We start from the raw sequence: 15,169 nt of genomic DNA on the forward strand, positions 1-15,169 counted from the left end.
ATCGCCTGACTACAGACGCTTTCGCGTAGCTTGGCTAACCTTTCCGCCAGAGAGCCGCGCGTCAAGCGACGAGCGCTCTGCCATAGACACCCGAGGGAGAGGAGGCGCTGGTGGCTTTGACCAGAAGCGAGAAAAGGACAGCCGTCCTCGCCGTTGTCGTGGTTCTTGCCGTCGGCGTCTTCTGGATGGGCTTTTCCGTTGTGGAGGGGATCAACCTGAGGCGGCAGATTGCGTCGTTTGACGATTTCAAGCGTCAGCATGCGATGGTCTTTCGGCAGGGGGATGTCGTTCGGTGCGATTCTGGGGAAGACGAGTCGCTCGTCGACGATGCCGGGTGGGCGTACCAAGCGGGCTTCGATTGGGACGGAACCATGAACTTCACGGTTGAGGAATCATGGCTGTTCGACGAGATGGCAGATGCCTGCTCGATGATCGGGGTCGAGCCCGACGGGGTGGGGCGAGAAGAGCGGGCCGGCGTCTTGCTCGTCAAGGTGAGAGTGGAGAACATCGACGCCAGGCCCAGCAGCGATCGTGGCTTCAATATCTCGGTGCTACGGGGGCCGAGCGAAATCAGCTTCTTCAGCGGCGCCGTGGAGGAAAACGGCGAGAAAGGCTATTACTATTTTGACCTTGCCCCCGGCGAGTCAGGGGTCTACTACGTCGGATACGAGGCTTTCCCGGAGGCAGCCTCCGAGGAGCCCTGCCTCCATGTGGGGACTCATGCTGACGAGGTAGAGAAGATGACCGTCGTCTGCGATCCCCATGACGAGAGGTCGGGTGAGCGCTCGTGATCACGCTGCTACGCGTCGAGCTTTGCAAGGCGCTGCGAAGCAAGTGGTTCGCGCTCGCGTTGGGCGCAGGCTCTGCCATAGCCTTGGCGGCCGCGCTCTGGATTTGCGGGGACTACCTGGTTGGGCGGGATGGGATCGCGGCTATGGACTACTACTTCAATCCTTCGGTGCGCAGCAGCTTCCGGTTCTGGATGAGCGTCGAGTACGACTACCCGCTGCCGCCGTTGTTCTACCAGCTTGCGCCGCTTTTAGCGGTTGCGCCTTTCGCCTGGTCGATGCGGACCGAGATGCTGTCCGGCTACGTGGGCCACATGTTCACGCGCGTCCCCCGGTTTCGCTACGTACTCGCCAAGGGCGTCGCGACGTTCGTCTCAGGAGGCCTCGTCGCCGCTGTTCCCCAGGTGCTGAACTTCGCTGTCGTTTCCGCTTTCGTGCCCGCCATCACACCTGACATCCGCGATGAGATGTACCTGGGCATTTCGGCGGAGAGCCTCTGGTCGTATCAGTTCTACAACGAGCCGTTTTTGTACGTGGCGCTGTTCTGCCTGCTGGGGTTCGTCCTATGCGGCCTGTGGGCGCTGCTCGTGATGTCTTTGTCTCATGTGGTGGAGAATCGCATTGTTCTGCTGACGCTTCCCTACCTCGCGCTCGTAGTGGTCCAGTTCGTCAACGAGAACATCTTCACAGCGGTGTTCGGCGGCGTTCATGCGTTCCAATTCGGCTTGTTGGGGAATCTTCGGGCGGTGTCACGGCCCTACGGTCAAGACGGATGGGTCATTCTGGCGCTTGCGCTCTGCCTGCTCGTGTCATCGCTCGTGCTTATGCGTGCTTGCGCGAAGAGGGATCTCCTATGAGGTACCTCTGCTACTTGGCTTGCGACGTGCGTGAGGGCTGCCTGTGCTTATGGCGCTGGTACGTGGCAGCGGCGCTGCTGTTCTTGCTGCTGATAGGGGCGCTTCGGCTCATGACGGGAGTTCCCTTCTCTGAGCTGGCGCTTGGCGACTATCTGGTGAGCTTTGCTTCGGGGGTGAGGGAGCAGGTCTACTCTGCCGAGGAGCCGTTTCGCTTTCCTGCCAGGTGGGCGGCGGTTTTCATGCTCGTCTCCTGCATGACCCTGTGGTTTCCCTGTCGCAGCAGGGCGAAGATGGGCGCCCACCTCATGGTCGTGGGCGGCAGCAGGCGTGCATGGTGGCTTGCCCAGTGCACGTGGGTGGTGATCGCGGTGCTGCTGTTTTGGCTGACGGCTTTCGCTGTCGCTTTGGCTTGGACGCTGGTTTCGAGCGGGGACCTGTCTCTCGGCATCCATGAGCGCTTGCCGGAGGTGCTGCAGATGCGCATTACGGGCGAGCCTTTCGACGAGGCGGCCTTGAGCGCGTTTCTGTTCGCGGGCGTTCCTTGCGCCACGTGCTCGCTGTGCCTTCTGCAGCTGGCCGTCTCTTTTGCGGCGGGGCCGCTTGCCGGCTACGCGACCACGGTCTCGGTGCTCCTGCTCTCGGCGTTTTGCATGCGCCCTTGGCTTATCGGAAACGCGATGATGGCAGCTCGATGCTCCGACTTGGTCTTTGCGGGCGTCTCTGTTGCGGATGGCCTTGTCATGAGCTTGGTCGTCTTGCTGCTCGCGGTGGTCGTGGGAGGCGCGTTGTTCTGTCGTGGCGATCTGCTGGATAGGGGAGATCTTCATGATTGACGTGCATGACGCAACGAAGCGAATCAAGGGGGCGACGGTTCTCGACTGCGTGAACATGACGGTGCCTGCAGGTGCGATTGTCGGCCTTGCGGGCGTGAACGGCTCGGGGAAGACGATGCTTTTGCGCGCCTTGGCGGGGCTCATCAAGCTTGACGAGGGGTTTGTCGAGATAGAGGGAAAGCGATTGCGCGAAGACGTCGATTTTCCGCCGAGCATCGGGCTTCTCATAGAGAATCCGGCGTTTTTGGATTCTCGCACGGGACGCGAGAACCTGCGTATCATCGCGCTGGTGGGGTCAAGCTCGCAGGCGTGGTCTTCGCGCGCGAAGGAGCAGGCTGACGATGCGGCGGTTCAGGCGCTCGAGCTCGTGGGCCTTGATCCTGATGATAAGCGCAAGTTTCGCAAGTACTCGCTTGGCATGAAACAGCGCCTTGGACTGGCGGCTGCCGTCATGGGATGGCCGCGCCTCGTGCTGCTCGATGAGCCGACTAACGCCCTCGACAGGGCGGGCGTGGCGCGGTTCGAGGACATCATGGGCATGCTGCGCGAGCGCGGCTCGACGGTTGTGCTCGCGAGCCACGACGCGTCGCTGCTTGAGCGCCACGCTGACGTGGTGTACCTCATTGAGAGCGGAAGAATCGCCGATGCTGACATCATGCCGAGGAAAGGGGCGAGCCATGCGTGAAAGGAGCCTTGCGGCGAAGGTGGCGTGCGCTGTCGTCATGGCGATTCTCACAGCGGCGTATGGCGTGCGCGTATGGTACGTGAACGCCTATCCGTTCGAACAGCCTGCCCCCGTTGAGCATTATGGCATGGGGGAGTGGGTTGACCTTGACGGCACGTACCTCATCGCGCCCTATCAGAGCCCCGAGGACTATGAGGTGAAGGTCGACAAAGCAGAGCTCATGTCTCCTCGCGAATACGTCGAGCGGTACGGCGCAAAGGGCGCCGAGCTTCCACCGGAGGGTGAGGAGGGGACGGTGGTGAGCCTTGAGGTGGAGATAAGCCATAAGGGCGATGGCGAGGTGGGCATCGTCCTCTTCGAGCAGCGCCTCATCCCCGAGCGTCGCAACATCGCCTATCGCTATGATCCTGAGCTCTGGTGGGAAGCGGAGCCTGCCTTGAGGGACACCCCGGGCATGTTTGCCCTGCGGCCTGGCAGCACGTACGTGGCTCACGTCCCCTTCTCTTTTCCAGGGTATCCTGACTACTTCGTGGCCTATGACGACGCAAAGCGCCCCGAGATAACGGACACGTCCTTTGAGCTGCTCTTGTCGAACCTGCCCGTGCAGACTGTTGTCGACATCGAGCTTTGAACCGGCAGGTGCTCAGCGGGCGGGGGTGAAGGCTTCAATGAGGTCGACGAGCTCCTGCTTCTTGTGGATGTCGAGCTTGACGTAGATGCGCTTGGAGTGGGTGCGCACCGTGTTCTCGGACACCACGAGCATCTCGGCGATGCGCGCCACGGTGTTGCCGCGGGCGATGAGCTCCATGATCTCGGCCTCGCGCGCGGTGAGGCGGTAGTGCTCGCGCAGCGCCTGAGCCTGGGCGGCGATGCGGTCGGGGCCGGGTGCTGCGGGCGGCGCGGTCTTGCGCGCAGCATGCCCGGCGCCCGCGGCCTGCCTGCGCTCCGCGAGCGGGGCGGGGGATGCCGCTGCGGGCGGCTTCTGCCCCGGAGCCTGCCGCTTCGCCGCCGTACCCGCCTTCGTCACGCGTCTCTTCGCTGGCGCTTCGCCTGCCTTCGCCCAAGCCCCCTTCGCCGCGCCCGCCTTCGCCTCCGCGGCCTTGCGGGCGGGCTCGGGCGCGCCCAGGGCCACGAACTCGACGTCGGCCGCCTCGCGGGCGGCGGCGTGCGCGAACCCGCCCGATCCCACGAAGTGCATGACCCCGAGCAGGTAGAGCGCCACGAGCGCCACCAGGGCGTCGGGCGACACGCCGATGAACGAGGCGGCCTCGGCGAACGTGCCGCTGACAAACCCGATGTCGTGCAACGCGTAGACCACGGCGCCGAAGAAGCCGTAGACGAACACGGGGTTCACGCCGCGGTCGCGCGACACCTGTGCGCACTGGGCCATCATGATCATGAGGGCCGCGCTGTAGGCGGCGTAGAGGATAGCCGCGAGCCAGCGCTGGTACGCGGCCGGCAGAAGCGGCAGCAGCAGAAACGACGTGACGATGAAGGGGAACGCCATGCGGTACATGCCGATGACGTTCAGGCGCACGTTGCGGAAGCGCCACGCGAACAAAAGCGCCAGCGCGGCCACGAGCATGCCCTCCATCGACATGATGTTCACGAGCGACCCCACCTGGGGGTCGGCCACGGCAAGCGAGCGCATGACGCCTGAGCAGAACCCGAGCGTGCCCACCGACAGCGCGCTGCGCCAGAAGTCGCGCAGGATGCGGCGGTACACCTGCGGGTGCTCGCGCGGCACGTCCTCGAACATGGGCTGGTCAAGCGATATCTCGCGGCTCTTCAGCGCGATGCACAGGCCGAACAGCGGCAGGAACACGAGCGGGATGAGGAAGGCCGTCACCGCCTGGGGGATGAGGTAGAGTGAGAAGTACAGAAGCGCCGCGTAGGCGCTGCCCGCCACGAGGTCGCGCGTGCCGCCTTCGGGGTCTTGGCTGGCGAACAGGCGCTGCCACAGCATGTAGAACCCGGCCGACCCCAGCCCGAGCAGGGCGCCGCCCAAGGTGACGAGCGCCAGCGCGAAGTCGTCCAGGTAGATGGCGGCGATGAGCGCCGCCCATCCGGCTGCGTAGGGCGCGCTCGCGAGCTTCACGAGGAACGTGCGCGTGGGGCCGGGCAGGAAGTACACGCCTACGGCGCTCGCCAGGAAGCTCGCCGCGAACACGAGCGACTGCGCGAGGAAGAACCGGAGCACGATCTCGTGGGTCTGAAAGTCCAGCGGGAGGAACGGGAACACGCCGCCCCACACGCCGGCGGCGTTGACGGCCAAGAAGAGCGCGTAGCCGAGCGAGGTGACGCTCGGCTTGAGCACGCTGAATACGCTCGCTGCGTTCACGGATCGCCCCTCCCGGCTCGTCTCAGGCATGACGGTACAGCAGTCAGTATACCGAACGCGCGGTGCGCCAAAGGGCGCCGCCGTTTATTCGCGCCCTATTCACAACTGGGGATAAAAAGCAAATGACCTGCGGTTTTGCAAATATCACACATAGTATGTGACAGGCGATGGGGCTTTAGCGCGTATGGTATCGCCGTTGGTCTGGGCGCGTGGGCCGCGCTCGAGGACCAGTGACGAGAACAAGGAGGAGGGAACGCTATGGAGAATGGCTTTTCTAACCTAAGCCGCCGCACGTTTCTGAAGACGGGCGGAGCGCTCGGGGCGCTTGCGGTGGCCGGAGGCGGCCTGTCCGCAACCGACGCGCTCTTCGGCGAAGGCGTGGCCGAGGCGCACGCCGAGATGCAGGAGAAGGTGACCTGGGGCCACTGCGCCATCAACTGCCCGGGTCGTTGCGCGCTGCGCGTCCACACGAAGGGCGACGAGATCATGTGGGTTGACACCTGCACGAGCTCCGACGCCGACTTCGACGACCTGCAGCCGCGCGCATGCCTGCGCGGGCGCACCTACCGCCAGTGGGCGAACCACCCCGACCGCATCAGCTATCCCCTCAAGCGCGTCGAGGGCACCAAGCGCGGCGAGGGCAAGTACGAGCAGATCAGCTGGGATGAGGCCACGCAGATCATCGCCGACAAGCTGAAGGAGGTCATCGGCAAGTACGGCAACGAGGCTGTCTACCTGGCGTACGCCACGGGCGTGTCCGCCACCACCTCGCGCCCGTTCCACCGCCTGATGAACCTCATGGGCGACTTCTTGGGCTACTACAACAGCTACTCGACGGCGCAGATCTCCTGCATCACGCCGTATATGTACGGGTCCAAGGGCAGCAACGGCAGCTCGCTTTCCGCAGGCGAGGACTCCAAGCTCATCCTGGTGTTCGGCTCGAGCCCCACGGAGACGCGCCAGGGCGGCCTGACCACGCACTACGACTGGGTGCACCTGCGCGAGCGCACGAAGGCCAAGATCTACATGATCGACTACCGCATGAACGACTCCATCATGGGTCACTCTGACGGGTGGCTGCCCATCAACCCGGGCACCGACGCGGCGCTCGTGGCGGGCATCGCCCACTACCTGATCAAGCACGACATGGTTGACCTCGACTTCCTGCACACCTACTGCGTGGGCTACGACGAGGAGACCATGCCCGAGGCTTACCAGGGCAAGAACCTGTCGTACAAGTCCTACATCATGGGCGAGGGCTATGACATGGTGGAGAAGACCCCTGCGTGGGCTGCCAAGATCACGGGCATCCCGGCGGCGCGCATCGAGGAGCTCGCCCAGGAGATCGGCACCACCTCGCCGCTCTACGTGACGCAGGGCTGGGGCCCGCAGCGTCGCTCCAACGGCGAGTGGACGGCGTGGGCGATCATGGCGCTGCCGTGCCTGGTGGGCCAGATCGGCCTCCCTGGCACCAGCAACGGCGTGCGCGAGAACCGCAACAGCCCGTCGCTGAGCTCCTTCCCGGCAGGCACCAACCCCGTGAAGACGTCCATCCCGTGCTTCCTGTTCACCGACGCCATCGACCACGGCCCGGAGATGACCTCCAAGAACGCCGGCATCAAGGGCGCTGACAAGCTCTCCGTGGGCATCAAGTTTCTGGTCAACTACGCGGGCAACTGCCTGACCAACCAGCACTCCGACATCAACAAGGCCCACGAGATCCTCGCCGACGACACCAAGTGTGAGTTTATCCTGGGCGTCGACACGGTGATGTGCGACTCCATCATGTACTCCGACATCATTCTGCCCGACCTGTTCCGCTTCGAGCAGACCTCGCAGATCGCCACGGGCTCTGACCACGGCTATGTGATCACCGGCACGGCCTGCACGTCTCCGAAGTTCGAGCGCAAGACCGCCTATGAGATGGCGTCGCTCGTGGCCGAGAAGCTGGGCGTGAAGGAAGCCTACACCGAGGGCAAGACGGAGGACGACTGGATCAAGGAGCTCTACGAGACGTCGCGCAAGAAAGACGGCGAGCTGCCCACCTGGGACGAGGCCGTCGAGATGGGCGTGTACACGCGTCGCGGCAAGCCGGTTGTCTCCCTGAAGAAGTTCCGCGACGACCCCGAGGCCAACGCGCTCGCCACGCCGTCGGGCAAGATCGAGATCTTCTCTGAGAAGCTGCTGCAGTTCACGAAGGGCTGGGAGCTCACGGAGGGCGACACGCTTCCCGGCATGGACACGCTGCCTGCCGTCCCGGCGTACATTCCCGAGTGGTACGGCGTCGAGACCACGACCAGCGAGTTCCCGCTGGCGCTGTCCGGCTTCCACTACCGCGGCCGCATCCACTCCTCGTGGGGCAACATCGAGCAGCTCAAAGACGTCAACCCGCAGGAGGTCTGGATCAACCCGGCCGACGCGGACCCGCGCGGCATCGAGCAGGGCGACAAGGTGCGCGTGACCAACCAGTTCGGCGTCATCGAGCTTCTGGCCAAGGTGACCCCGCGCGTGGTTCCCGGCACGGTCGCCGTCTCGCAGGGCGCTTGGTTCGAGGCTGATGCCAACGGCGTTGACGTGGGAGGCTCCATCAACACCATGACCACTCAGCGTCCCTCGCCCCTTTCCAAGGGCAACCCCCAGCACACTAACATCTGCGAAGTGGCCAAGGCATAGGGCAGCGAGTAGGAGAAGGAGGTAACAAACATGACTCAGCATGCGTTTTACTTTGACGGCACTCGCTGCACGGGCTGCAAGACCTGCGAGATGTCCTGCAAGGACTACAAGGACCTCGACCGGGGCATCGCGTTCCGCAAGGTGTACGAGGTGACGCTCGGCGAGACGAGCGCGGACGCGGACGGCTGCTTCACCACCTCGTGCGTGAGCTACCCGCTGTCCATGTCGTGCAACCACTGCGACAAGCCGGCGTGCGTGGAGGTGTGCCCCACGGGCGCCATGAGCAAGGACGCCGAGCAGGGGCTCGTGAGCGTCGACGCCGACAAGTGCATCGGCTGCGGCTACTGCCACATGGCCTGCCCCTACAACGCTCCGAAGGTGGACCGTGCCAAGGGGCACTCGGTGAAGTGCGACGGCTGCCCCGAGTTTCTGGCCGTCGGCGAGAAGCCGGTGTGCGTGAAGGCGTGCCCGGCGCGCGCCCTCGACTTCGGCACCGTCGAGGAGATGTCCAAGAAGGGCGAGCGCGGCAACATCGCGCCTCTGCCCGAGCCCACCTACACCGAGCCCAACCTGTATATCAAGCCCTCTGCGGACGCGAAGCCTGCGGGCGACATGGACGCGAAGGTCGCGAACCCCCTGGAGGTGATGTAGCATGGAGGCCGTACTCGCCGAAATGCCGCTGGCGCTGTTCACCACGCTGTCCGCCATCGGCGCGGGCGCGTTCGTCACGCTGGCCGTGGCGCTTGCCACCACGAAGCCGAGCGCTGAGCAGCTGGGCAAGATCGACAAGATGACGGCGATTCCGCTGGCCATCATCCTGGTGAGCTTCATCGCGGCGTTCTTCCACCTGGCCAACGTCATGAACGCCCCGCAGGTGTTCGCGGGCGTGGGCCGCTCGCCGCTGTCCAACGAGATCGCCGTGGGCTGCGTGTTCACGGTGACGGCTGTCGTCTACTGGGCGCTGGCAGTTGCCGGCAAGCTCCCCGCGGGCGCTCGGCGCGGGCTCAGCGCTGCCGTGGCCGTGCTGGCCGTGCTGTATGCCCTGTTCATGGGCTTGGCGTACATGATGAACACCATCCCCTCGTGGAACACGGTGTTCTCGCCTCTCCAGATGATCGGCTTCGCCCTGGTGGGCGGCGCTGCGGTGGGCGTGTTGGTGCTCGCCCTCGGCGGTCTTGACGCCGAGGCGCTCAAGCCGGCCAAGACGGCGATCCTGGTCGTGTCGGTCGCAGGCGCGGTGCTCGGCATCGCGGGCGTGGCCGGGCAGGCCGTGACCGCCTCGGGGTTGCAGAACGCCCTCACCCTCGGCTCCGACCTGGTGTCCGCGGCCGCGCCCCTCATCGGCGCGGGCGTCGCGGGAATCGTCGCGACCTGCGCGTGCACGGTGCTGGCGCTGCGCGCGGCGCGCCCGCTCACCCTGGGCGCCGCGGCCTGCGCGCTGGCGGTCGTCGGCATCTTGTGCGCACGCCTGGCGTTCTACGCCATGTCCCTGTCGATCGGCCTGTACGTGTTCTAGGGCCTGTAGGGCTTGCCGGGGCGGCAGGTGGCGGGAGCGCCTCCTGCCGCCTTCGGCCTCGACTGAGCGGGCAGCGGGCTTGAGTCCTGCTACTTGAGGGCGGGGCGCGCCGACGTCGGCGCGCCCCGCCTCGCTCGCTGTCGGAGAGTTTGCGAAGGAAGGGGCGAGAAAGTCGCGATCTGATACCATCGGGGCTTCCCGGGCCGCATCCGCGGCCGCTTGGCGCAAAGCTGACCTGCGGCTTTGCTTTGAGCTTGTCGGGCTGTGCCTGCGTCGGCAGGCTGCTTGCGCGACGGCGGGTATCAGATCGCGTGTTTCTCGCACGAAGGGAGAGGAAACCATGAACGACCTCAGCGATGCGGCGCGCGAAGCCGCCTTGGATCACGTCTTGGAGCAGGTGGCGTTTGTCGGGGAGACGCTCGGGCCGCTGTTCTTGAACGACCCCGGCCGGGGCGGAGAGGCGACGCGGGCAGCCCTGGCGTCCTTCGCAGCGCTCGACGCGCGGGCGGCTGCTGCCGAGTGGCCCTTCGTCGACGAGGAGGAGGCGCGCGCATCGCTTGAGCTCATGCGCGCCGGCGCCGCCGCCGGCGTCGACGACGCCCTCGTGTGGGAGTACCGGCGGCTGTTCGTAGGACCGGCGAAGAAGGCTGCGCCCCCGTGGGGCTCGGTGTACACCGACCGCGAGTGCGTGGTGTTCGGCGCGAGCACGCTCGAGCTGCGCGCGTGGATGCGCGCGCACGGCATCGAGCGGCTGGGCGACAAGGCGGAGCCGGAGGACCACATCGGGCTCATGCTGCTGCTCATGACGTGGATCGCCGACAACCGCCCCGAGCTGCTCGACGAGTACCTGCGCGAGCATCTGCTCACCTGGGCGGGGCACTTCCTCTCCCTCGTCGAGCGCGAGGCAGGGCACCCGTTCTACGAGGGGCTGGCGCGCCTTGCGCGCGCGAGCCTGGAGGGCGTGCGCGTCTCGCGCGGCCTCGAGGTCATCTACCCGCGCTTCTACCGCTAGGCGGGCGTCAGCAAGACGGCGGTGGCGTGCGGGCCGGCGACGCCAGGTGGTGCGGGAGGCGGGCTGCGTCGGGATGCGCCAGGCGACGCGTGCGGCAGCGGGCTGCGTTGGGAGACGCCGGGCATCGCGTGCGGCGGGCTGCGCCTCCCGCGGCATCGGATGGCGCGTGCGGCGGGCTGCGCCAGGTGGTGGAGCGTGCGGTGGCGGGCTGCGTCCTCGCGACCCGCCGTCTTCGAGAAAGGGGAGGGCTATGTACAGCATGGACGGCTTGAGCACGGCGTTCGGCGAGATCACGCTTGTGCTCTTCACCACGCTCGCGCCCTCCGGCGTGGCGGCGCTCATCCTCATGGGTTTGCCCTTCCTTCTGGGGCGCGCTGACGAGCGCGAGCGCGTGGCGATCGACCGCTTCATGTGCATCCCCATCGCCGTCACCCTGACGGGGCTCGTGGTGTCGACCACGCACCTGGGCAACCCCGCCAACGCGCTCTACGTGCTGGCGGGCGTGGGGCGCTCGCCGCTGTCGAACGAGGTGTTCGCGGGCGTGGTGTTTCTGGGGCTCGCCGGCATGTATTGGCTCACGGCGTTCTCGGAGCGCCAGCGCGCAGGGCTGCGCCGTGCGGGGCTGGCGGTGGTGTGCGCGTCGGGCGCGGCGTTCGTCGGCGCCATCGCGTTCGCCTACGACGCCGCCACCATCCTCACGTGGAGCACGCCCTACGTGCCGCTGGCGCTCTGCCTGAACGCGCTTGCGGGCGGGCCCTTGCTCGCGCTGCTCAGCCTGCACGTCGCGGGGCATCGCGCGGTGCGCGGACGGCTCGGCTGGGCGCTCCTGGGCGCGGCAGCGCTGTTCGCGGCAGCCAACGCGTGCGTCTACGCGCTGCAGGGGCTTGACCTCGCGCGCCTCGAGAACCACGTGACCACGGCGGCGTCCCAGGTGCCGGGCTACTTCGTGATGCTCGGCGCGTTCGCGGCCCTCGTGGGGGCGGGCATCGGCGTTGCGGCGAGCGCGCTGCGGGCAGACGTGGGCGCGCGGCATGCGACCACGGTGCGCCTCACGGCGGCCTGCGTGCTCGCGCTCGGCGGCATCTTCGTGATGCGGTTCGCCTTCTACATGATGCACCTGACGGTGGGCCTGGGCGTGTAACCCCCCCATCGCAGGCAGGGGACAGCGGGTTCGCTCAAGGGCGCGGGGGCGGAGGGGGTGCCCCGCGCGCAGGTTCTGCAGCGACTGAAGCAGCCCAGTGGGCTGTTTCACCAAGCGAAGCCTGTTTGAGCACGGGGTTCCCCCTCCGCCCCCGCGGCCCCAGGCGAACTCCGAGCGTCGCATGCCCCGCGGCCCCAGGCGAACTCCGAGCGCCGCATGTCCCCAAGCGCCCGGAGGTGGAGACCCTGCTTCCAGCGGCCCTACTCTGCGGCCTGCGCGATCAGCTGCTCGAGCGCGGCGATCTTCACGCAGCACACGAACACGTCCATGGCCACCTCGAGCTCCTCGACGGGCGGCAGGGTGGGGGCGATGCGGATGTTGGAGTCGTGCGGGTCGCGCCCGTAGGGCCAGGTGGCGCCCGCGCCCGTCATCACCACGCCCACCTCGCGCGCAAGCGCCACGATGCGCGCGGCCGTGTGCTCGGGGCCGTCGAAGCTCACGAAGTAGCCGCCGCGCGGGTTCGTCCAGCGCGCGATGCCCGCCTCGCCGAGTCCCTCCTCCAGCTTGCGCGCCACGAGCGCGAACTTCGGGCGCAGGATGGCGGCATGGAGCGCCATGTGCGCCGCAACGCCGTCCCCGTCGCGCAGAAACCGCGCGTGGCGCAGCTGGTTGAGCTTGTCGTGCCCGATCATCTGCACGGTGAGGTGGGACTTCGCTTCCGCGATGTTCTCCGGCGACGCTGCCATGGCCGCTACGCCGGCGCCAGGGATGGTCACCTTCGAGGTGGACGCGAACTTGAGGTAGCGGTGGGGGTTGCCCGCCTCCGCGCATGCGCGGGCGATGTCGAGCAGCTGGTCCTGCTCGCCGGCCTCGTCGTGGAGGTGGTGCACGGCGTAGGCGTTGTCCCAGAAGATGCGGAAGTCGTCCGCCGCGCACTCCATGGAGGCCAGGCGGCGCACCACCTCGTCGGAGTACGTGACGCCGCCGGGGTTGGAGTACTTCGGCACGCACCAGATGCCCTTCACACGCGCGTCCGAGGCCGCGAGGCGCTCGACCTCGTCCATGTCGGGGCCGTCCTCGTTCATCTCGACGGGGATCATCTCGATGCCGAACGCCTGCGTGATCGCGAAGTGGCGGTCGTAGCCCGGCACGGGGCAGATCCACTTGACGGCGTCGCAGGTGCTCCACGGCGCGCTGCCCAGGCAGCCGAAGTCGAGGCAGCGGGCCAGCGCGTCGTACATCGCCGTGAGGCTCGAGTTGCCGAACACGATGACGTTTGCGGGCTCGTCGTCGAGCAGGCGGGCCATGAGGCGCTTCGCCTCGGGCAGGCCGTCGAGCACGCCGTAGTTGCGGCAGTCGGTGCCGTCCTCGGAGAAGCAGTCGGCCGCTGAGGTGATGAGCCCGAGCAGGGGCATGGACAAGTCGAGCTGGTCGGACGCCGGCTTGCCGCGCGCCATGTTGAGTGCAAGCCCGCGCGCCTTGAACTCAGCGTACGTTTCCTGCTGGGCTGCCAGCTCGTCGCGCAGCTGGTCGATGGGCATTTCGTCAAAGCGCGTCATGGCATGCGTCCTTTCACCGTTAATCCTTCGTAACTTGGGCGAGAAAGAGCGAAACACTCCACTCGGATAAAGTATAATCCCCACGTTCAGTCATATCATAGGAGAAGACCCCGCCTGCGAGGGCATCTTCAGATTTAACGCGCAGATAATCACGCGCGCGGGGCGCATAAGGGGAGAGAGTTCAAGGGAAATGATTGAGAGCGATGTTTGGGTAGTATTCGCGATGCTCATCTACTTCGCGGTAGTGGTGTGCATCGGCTTCGTGTACGCGAAGCGCTCCAACTCCTCGAGCGAGGAGTACTTCTTGGGCGGCCGCGGCCTGGGGCCGTGGCTCACGGCGCTGTCGGCCGAGGCGTCGGACATGTCGGGCTGGCTGCTCATGGGCTTGCCGGGCGTGGCGTACTTCACGGGCGCGTCGGACGCCATGTGGACGGCCATCGGCCTGGCCATCGGCACGTACCTCAACTGGAAGTTCGTGGCGCGCCGCCTGCGCAAGTACTCGGAGAAGGCGAACAACTCCATCACGGTGCCCGACTTCTTCTCCAACCGCTTCCATGACGGCAAGCACGTCCTCATGACCATCGCCGCGCTGATCATCATCTTGTTCTTCACCATCTACACGGCCTCGTGCTTCGTGACGGTGGGCAAGCTGTTCGCCACGCTGTTCGGCTGGGACTACGCCATCATGATGGTCATCGGCGCCATCATCGTGTTCCTTTACACCTTCCTGGGCGGCTACCTCTCGGTGTGCACCACCGACCTCATCCAGGGCTCGCTCATGTTCTTCGCGCTGGCCACCATCTTCGTCGGCAGCGTAACGGCGGCGGGCGGCGTGGACAACACGGTGGCCTTCCTGCAGTCGATCCCGGGTTTTCTGTCGGGGACGGAGATCGCGGTGCCGATCGTCGACGAGGCCGGCAAGCAGGTGGTCGAGAACGGCCAGCCGCTCTTCGCCGAGGCGGGCGCGTACGGCCTGGTCACCATCGTGAGCGGCCTGGCGTGGGGCCTCGGCTACTTCGGCATGCCCCAGGTGCTCATCCGCTTCATGTCCATCCGCCACTCGAGCGAGATCAAGAAGTCGCGCATCATCGCCATGATCTGGCTCGTGGTCTCCTTGAGCTCCGCGGTGTGCATCGGGCTCATCGGCCGCGCGGTCATCCCCACCGAGTTCTTGACCCAGGCCTCCGCCGAGAGCGTGTTCATCGTGCTCTCGCGCATGCTTCTGCCCTCGTTCTTCTGCGGGCTGGTGGTCTCGGGCATCTTCGCGGCGGCCATGAGCTCGTCGTCGTCCTACCTGCTCATCTCGGGCTCGGCCGTGGCGAACAACATCTTCAAGGGCCTGCTCAAGCGCGACGCCACCGACTCCCAGGTCATGATCGCCGCGCGCGTCACGCTGACGGCCATCCTGATCCTCGGCTGCTTCCTCGCGCTTGACCAGGACTCCTCGATCTTCAACATCGTGTCGTACGCGTGGGCGGGCTTCGGCGCGTCGTTCGGCCCGCTCATGCTGCTGTCGCTGTACTGGCGCCGCACCACCATGCAGGGCGCGGTGGCCGGCATGCTCACGGGCGCGTGCACCGTGGTGATCTGGAACATGCTCATCAAGCCGCTCGGCGGCTGGTTCGGCGTGTACGAGCTCCTGCCCGGCTTCGTGCTCGCGTTCGTGGTGATCGTGGTGGTGTCGCTGCTCACGCCCGAGCCCAAGCAGGAGGTGCTCGACGACTTCGACACCTACATGGAGCTCGACGTCTAGCAGGCATTCGG

At 66.2% G+C, this 15,169-nt stretch carries 13 protein-coding genes; 11 read left to right on the forward strand and 2 right to left on the reverse strand.

Annotated elements, in window-relative coordinates:
* Positions 1-110 precede the first annotated feature (110 nt).
* Genes G7Y50_RS04560 through G7Y50_RS04580 form a run of 5 tightly spaced genes read left to right on the forward strand, consistent with a single transcriptional unit; the run spans position 111 to position 3,794 of the window.
* Positions 111-791 (forward strand): hypothetical protein, encoded by a 681-nt coding sequence (locus G7Y50_RS04560; protein WP_165050309.1) that lies wholly within the window; start codon positions 111-113, stop codon positions 789-791.
* Positions 788-1,645, forward strand: coding sequence for a hypothetical protein (locus tag G7Y50_RS04565; protein WP_165050320.1), 858 nt, complete (start codon positions 788-790; stop codon positions 1,643-1,645). Before G7Y50_RS04560 ends, G7Y50_RS04565 begins: the two co-directional genes overlap by 4 nt.
* A complete protein-coding gene (locus G7Y50_RS04570; RefSeq protein ID WP_165050327.1) occupies positions 1,642-2,478 on the forward strand; it encodes a hypothetical protein in 837 nt (278 codons plus the stop codon). The genes G7Y50_RS04565 and G7Y50_RS04570 overlap by 4 nt, the downstream gene beginning before the upstream one ends.
* Positions 2,471-3,163 carry an ATP-binding cassette domain-containing protein gene (locus G7Y50_RS04575; protein ID WP_165050352.1) on the forward strand — a complete coding sequence of 231 codons (693 nt, stop codon included), beginning with the start codon at positions 2,471-2,473 and terminating at the stop codon, positions 3,161-3,163. Before G7Y50_RS04570 ends, G7Y50_RS04575 begins: the two co-directional genes overlap by 8 nt.
* Positions 3,156-3,794: a hypothetical protein gene (locus tag G7Y50_RS04580; RefSeq protein WP_165050359.1), complete on the forward strand. Its 639-nt coding sequence runs from the start codon at positions 3,156-3,158 to the stop codon at positions 3,792-3,794. Before G7Y50_RS04575 ends, G7Y50_RS04580 begins: the two co-directional genes overlap by 8 nt.
* Before the next feature lie 12 nt (positions 3,795-3,806).
* Here G7Y50_RS04580 and G7Y50_RS04585 read toward each other — a convergent pair whose 3' ends face one another.
* Positions 3,807-5,504, reverse strand: a complete 1,698-nt coding sequence (locus G7Y50_RS04585) for a helix-turn-helix transcriptional regulator (RefSeq protein ID WP_241156422.1) — start codon at positions 5,502-5,504, stop codon at positions 3,807-3,809.
* Between the two features lie 258 nt (positions 5,505-5,762).
* Between G7Y50_RS04585 and G7Y50_RS04590 the strand changes: the two genes are divergently transcribed.
* The 5 genes from G7Y50_RS04590 (at position 5,763) to G7Y50_RS04610 (ending at position 11,846) form a co-directional block, all read left to right on the forward strand.
* Positions 5,763-8,177, forward strand: coding sequence for a DMSO/selenate family reductase complex A subunit (locus tag G7Y50_RS04590; RefSeq protein ID WP_165056951.1), 2,415 nt, complete (start codon positions 5,763-5,765; stop codon positions 8,175-8,177).
* 30 nt (positions 8,178-8,207) lie between these two features.
* The gene (locus G7Y50_RS04595) at positions 8,208-8,828 is read left to right on the forward strand and encodes a 4Fe-4S dicluster domain-containing protein (RefSeq protein WP_165050381.1); all 621 of its coding nucleotides are present in this window, start codon (positions 8,208-8,210) and stop codon (positions 8,826-8,828) included.
* A gap of 1 nt (position 8,829) precedes the next feature.
* On the forward strand, positions 8,830-9,693 hold the full coding sequence (locus G7Y50_RS04600) for a DmsC/YnfH family molybdoenzyme membrane anchor subunit (RefSeq protein WP_165050407.1): 864 nt from the start codon (positions 8,830-8,832) through the stop codon (positions 9,691-9,693).
* A 340-nt stretch (positions 9,694-10,033) separates the two neighbouring features.
* Positions 10,034-10,705 carry a Tat proofreading chaperone DmsD gene (gene dmsD / locus G7Y50_RS04605; protein ID WP_165050415.1) on the forward strand — a complete coding sequence of 224 codons (672 nt, stop codon included), beginning with the start codon at positions 10,034-10,036 and terminating at the stop codon, positions 10,703-10,705.
* 250 nt (positions 10,706-10,955) lie between these two features.
* A complete protein-coding gene (locus tag G7Y50_RS04610; RefSeq protein WP_241156423.1) occupies positions 10,956-11,846 on the forward strand; it encodes a DmsC/YnfH family molybdoenzyme membrane anchor subunit in 891 nt (296 codons plus the stop codon).
* 260 nt (positions 11,847-12,106) lie between these two features.
* On the opposite strand, the gene G7Y50_RS04615 is transcribed toward G7Y50_RS04610, so the two are convergent.
* The gene (locus tag G7Y50_RS04615) at positions 12,107-13,405 is read right to left on the reverse strand and encodes an aminotransferase class I/II-fold pyridoxal phosphate-dependent enzyme (RefSeq protein ID WP_165050445.1); all 1,299 of its coding nucleotides are present in this window, start codon (positions 13,403-13,405) and stop codon (positions 12,107-12,109) included.
* Between the two features lie 190 nt (positions 13,406-13,595).
* Here G7Y50_RS04615 and putP point away from each other — a divergent pair, with 190 nt between their 5' ends.
* Positions 13,596-15,158 (forward strand): sodium/proline symporter PutP, encoded by a 1,563-nt coding sequence (gene putP, locus G7Y50_RS04620; protein ID WP_165050473.1) that lies wholly within the window; start codon positions 13,596-13,598, stop codon positions 15,156-15,158.
* The last annotated feature ends 11 nt before the right edge of the window (positions 15,159-15,169 follow it).

Origin of the sequence: Adlercreutzia sp. ZJ176, from assembly GCF_011038975.1 — a bacterium.
Taxonomy (GTDB): domain Bacteria; phylum Actinomycetota; class Coriobacteriia; order Coriobacteriales; family Eggerthellaceae; genus CAAEEV01.